4 protein-coding genes are annotated in these 3,657 nt (G+C 74.1%); 3 read left to right on the top strand and 1 reads right to left on the bottom strand.

The genetic code is table 11. The features are described from left to right. Positions 1-530, bottom strand: a 530-nt coding sequence (locus tag HGA02_RS13015; RefSeq protein ID WP_168679366.1) for a YflT domain-containing protein, incomplete at its 3' end; no start/stop codon positions are given. A gap of 71 nt (positions 531-601) precedes the next feature. Here HGA02_RS13015 and HGA02_RS13010 point away from each other — a divergent pair. The 3 genes from HGA02_RS13010 to HGA02_RS13000 all read left to right on the top strand — a co-directional run. Beyond that, positions 602-1,921 carry a magnesium transporter MgtE N-terminal domain-containing protein gene (locus HGA02_RS13010; protein WP_168679365.1) on the top strand — a complete coding sequence of 440 codons (1,320 nt, stop codon included), beginning with the start codon at positions 602-604 and terminating at the stop codon, positions 1,919-1,921. After that, positions 1,914-2,522 carry a DUF1003 domain-containing protein gene (locus HGA02_RS13005; protein ID WP_168679364.1) on the top strand — a complete coding sequence of 203 codons (609 nt, stop codon included), beginning with the start codon at positions 1,914-1,916 and terminating at the stop codon, positions 2,520-2,522. Before HGA02_RS13010 ends, HGA02_RS13005 begins: the two co-directional genes overlap by 8 nt. A 65-nt stretch (positions 2,523-2,587) precedes the next feature. Continuing rightward, positions 2,588-3,657: Mrp/NBP35 family ATP-binding protein (locus tag HGA02_RS13000; protein ID WP_168679363.1), on the top strand; the 1,070-nt coding region annotated here is incomplete at its 3' end.

Raw genomic sequence — 3,657 nt, 5'->3', positions numbered from 1 at the left:
GACACCGGCGTCGGCGGGGTGACCGCGGGGCGCGCGGGCCAGCCGGACTGCACGCCGCCGACCTCGCGCAGCAGCTCGCGGGCCTTGTGCGCCTGCTCGGTCTGGCACAGCACCGCGTAGGACGACGCGACGATCTGGCTCGACGACGTGAAGTCGCGCCGCCCGCGCGAGAACGAGTACGTGATGACGGAGAACAGCAGGCCGAACGCACCGCCGATGAGGATCGCGGGGATGAACGGGCTGCTCGACCCCGGCGCGGTGAACAGCGACAGCAGCAGGCCGACGAAGAGGCCGAACCACGCGCCCGACACGAACCCGCCCAGCGCGACGCGCGGGTAGGACAGCCGCCCGGTGACGCGCTCGACCATGCGCAGGTCGGTCCCGACGATCGTCACGAGCTGCACGGCGAACGCCTTGTCGGCCAGGTGGTCGACGGCACGCTGCGCCTCCAGGTAGGTCGCGTACGACGCGACCGTCTCGCCCTGCGGCGGCGTGGGGGTGCGGGGGACGCGCGGACCCGTGAACGACATGCCGCGATCCTCCCCCACGGCGCGCACGGATGCCACCAGCCGATGCCGTCGCACCCCGTTAGGCTGCGACCGTGAGCAGCGTCGGGACCAGGGTCTTCGTCGCGCGCCTCGCCGGCACCACCGTCTTCGACCCGCTCGGCGACGAGGTCGGGCGGGTGCGCGACGTCGTCGTGCTGGTCCGTCCCAAGGGTGCGCCGCGCGCGGTCGGTCTCGTCGTCGAGGTGCCCGGCCGGCGGCGCGTGTTCCTGCCCCTCACCCGCGTGACGGCCGTCGACGCCGGTCAGGTCATCTCGACCGGCCTGGTCAACATGCGCCGGTTCGAGCAGCGCGCGACCGAGACGCTCGTCGTCGGCGAGCTGCTGGACCGCACGGTCGACCTCGCGGACGGGTCGGGTCAGGCGACGGTCGAGGACGTCGCGATCGAGCTGCAGCGCGGCGGCGACTGGCTCGTCACCAAGGTGTTCGTCCGCCGCCGACCGGCCGGCAAGACGGGTCTGCTGCGCCGTCGCGGCGAGACGCTGCTGGTGCCCGTCGAGGGCGTCATCGCGCTGGGCCGCACGTCGACCACCGCGCAGGGTGCCGAGCTGCTCCTCGCGCAGTACGAGGACCTCAAGGCCGCCGACCTGGCCGACGTGCTGCACGACCTGGGCACCACGCGCCGCCTCGAGGTCGCGGTCGCGCTCGACAACGAGCGGCTCGCCGACGTCCTCGAGGAGCTGCCCGAGGACGACCAGGTCGCGATCCTCCAGGGCCTCGAGCTGACCCGTGCGGCCGACGTCCTCGAGGCGATGCAGCCCGACGACGCCGCCGACCTGCTGGGCGAGCTGCCCGACGAGCAGGCGGCCGAGCTGCTCGAGCTCATGGAGCCCGAGGAGGCGAAGGACGTCCGGCGGCTCCTCGCGTACGAGGACAACACCGCCGGTGGTCTCATGACGACCGAGCCCGTGATCCTCGGCCCGGAGACGTCGATCGCCGCGGCCCTCGCGCACGTGCGCCGTCAGGACCTCGCGCCCGCGCTCGCCTCGATGGTCTTCGTCGCGCGACCGCCGCTGGAGACGCCGACGGGCCGGTTCATCGGCGTCGTCCACCTGCAGCGCATGCTGCGCGAGCCGCCGCACGAGGCGATCGGCTCGATCGTCGACACCGACGTCGAGGCGATCCCCGTCGACGCGCCGCTCATGTCGGTGACGCGCCAGCTCGCGACGTACAACCTGCTCGCGCTGCCCGTGGTCGACGACGACAAGCGCCTGCTCGGCGCGGTGTCCGTGGACGACGTGCTCGACCACCTGCTGCCGGAGGACTGGCGCGAGACCGACGAGGAGCCGCGCGTGGTCCTTCCCGCGACGCCGGCGACACCCGCGGCGGGACGCGTCGGGGGCGGTCGTGGCTGAGCGGCTCGACCAGCCGCGCGAGACGCGGCGGGTCGTGCTGCCGCGCCCGCGCGTCGACTCCGAGCGGCAGGGGCAGTGGTCGGAGTCGATCGCGCGCTTCCTCGGCACCCCTCGGTTCATCATCTGGCTGACGGTGTTCTGCGCCGTGTGGATCGGGTGGAACACCCTCGCGCCCGAGGGGCTGCAGTTCGACAAGGCCGACCTGGGCTTCACCGCCCTGACGCTCGTGCTGTCGCTCCAGGCGTCGTACGCCGCGCCGCTCATCCTGCTCGCGCAGAACCGGCAGACGGACCGCGACCGCGTGCAGTTCGAGCAGGACCGGCAGCGGGCCGAGCGGAACCTCGCGGACACCGAGTTCCTCGCGCGGGAGATGGCGGCGCTGCGCATCGCGCTGTCCGAGGTCGCGACGCGCGACTTCGTCCGGTCCGAGCTGCGCAACCTGCTCGAGGAGCTCGCCGAGGAGCGCGAGGCCGAGCGCGAGGAGCGCGAGCGCGCCGAGCAGGAGCGGGCGGACCAGGAGCGGGCCGACGCCGAGAGGATGGACGCCGGGCGGGCCGACCTGGACCGCGGCGAGGACGACCGGGCCGACCGACCCGTCTGACCCGCCCGGCCTTTCCCACGGGACCCCGTCCCGGAGGCCCGGTGCGCGCCACCTACGATGAGGGCATGCCCCAGCCCGACCCGACGACCCTCGACGCCGCCGTCCGCGGCGCGCTCGCGACGGTCCTCGACCCCGAGATCCGTCGCCCCATCACCGACCTCGGCATGGTCCGGTCGGTCGACGTGGAGACGACGCCCGCGGGTGCGCGCGTCCGGGTCGGCGTCGACCTCACGACGCCCGGGTGCCCGCTCAAGGAGACGCTGACGCGCGACGTGACCGGCGCGGTGCAGGCGGTCGAGGGCGTCGCCGAGGTCGTCGTCGAGCTCGGGGTCATGACCGCCGAGCAGCGCCAGGCGCTGCGCACGCTGCTGCGCGGCACCGACGCCGAGCCCGAGATCCCCTTCGCCAAGCCGACGTCGCTCACCAAGGTGTACGCGATCGCGTCGGGCAAGGGCGGCGTCGGCAAGTCGTCGGTCACGGCCAACCTCGCGGTCGCGCTCGCCGCCGACGGGCTGCGCGTCGGGGTCGTCGACGCCGACATCTACGGGTTCTCGATCCCGCGCATGCTGGGCGTCACGCGCCCGCCGACCAAGGTCGACGACATGCTCCTGCCGCCCGTCGCGCACGACGTCAAGGTCGTGTCGATCGGCATGTTCGTGCCGCCCGGCCAGCCGGTCGTGTGGCGGGGCCCGATGCTCCACCGCGCGCTCCAGCAGTTCCTCGCCGACGTCTTCTGGGGCGACCTCGACGTCCTGCTGCTCGACCTGCCGCCCGGGACCGGCGACATCGCGATCTCCGTCGCGCAGCTGCTGCCGGGTTCGGAGATCGTCGTCGTCACGACCCCGCAGGCCGCGGCCGCCGAGGTCGCCGAGCGCGCCGGGTCCGTCGCCGTGCAGACGCGGCAGCACGTGGTGGGCGTCGTCGAGAACATGTCGTGGCTCGAGCAGCCCGACGGGTCGCGGCTCGAGGTCTTCGGGTCCGGCGGTGGCGCGCGGGTCGCGGAGAACCTCGGCCGGCTGACCGGCGGCGACGTGCCGCTGCTGGGCCAGGTGCCGCTCGACGTGACGCTGCGCGAGGCCGGCGACGCCGGGACGCCCGTCGTGCTGTCCGCTCCCGACTCCCCCGCCGCCCAGGC

The sequence above is a fragment of the Cellulomonas septica genome (genome assembly GCF_012396155.1).
Taxonomy (GTDB): Bacteria; Actinomycetota; Actinomycetes; order Actinomycetales; family Cellulomonadaceae; genus Cellulomonas; species Cellulomonas septica.
This window is presented reverse-complemented; position numbering and strand designations above follow the sequence as displayed.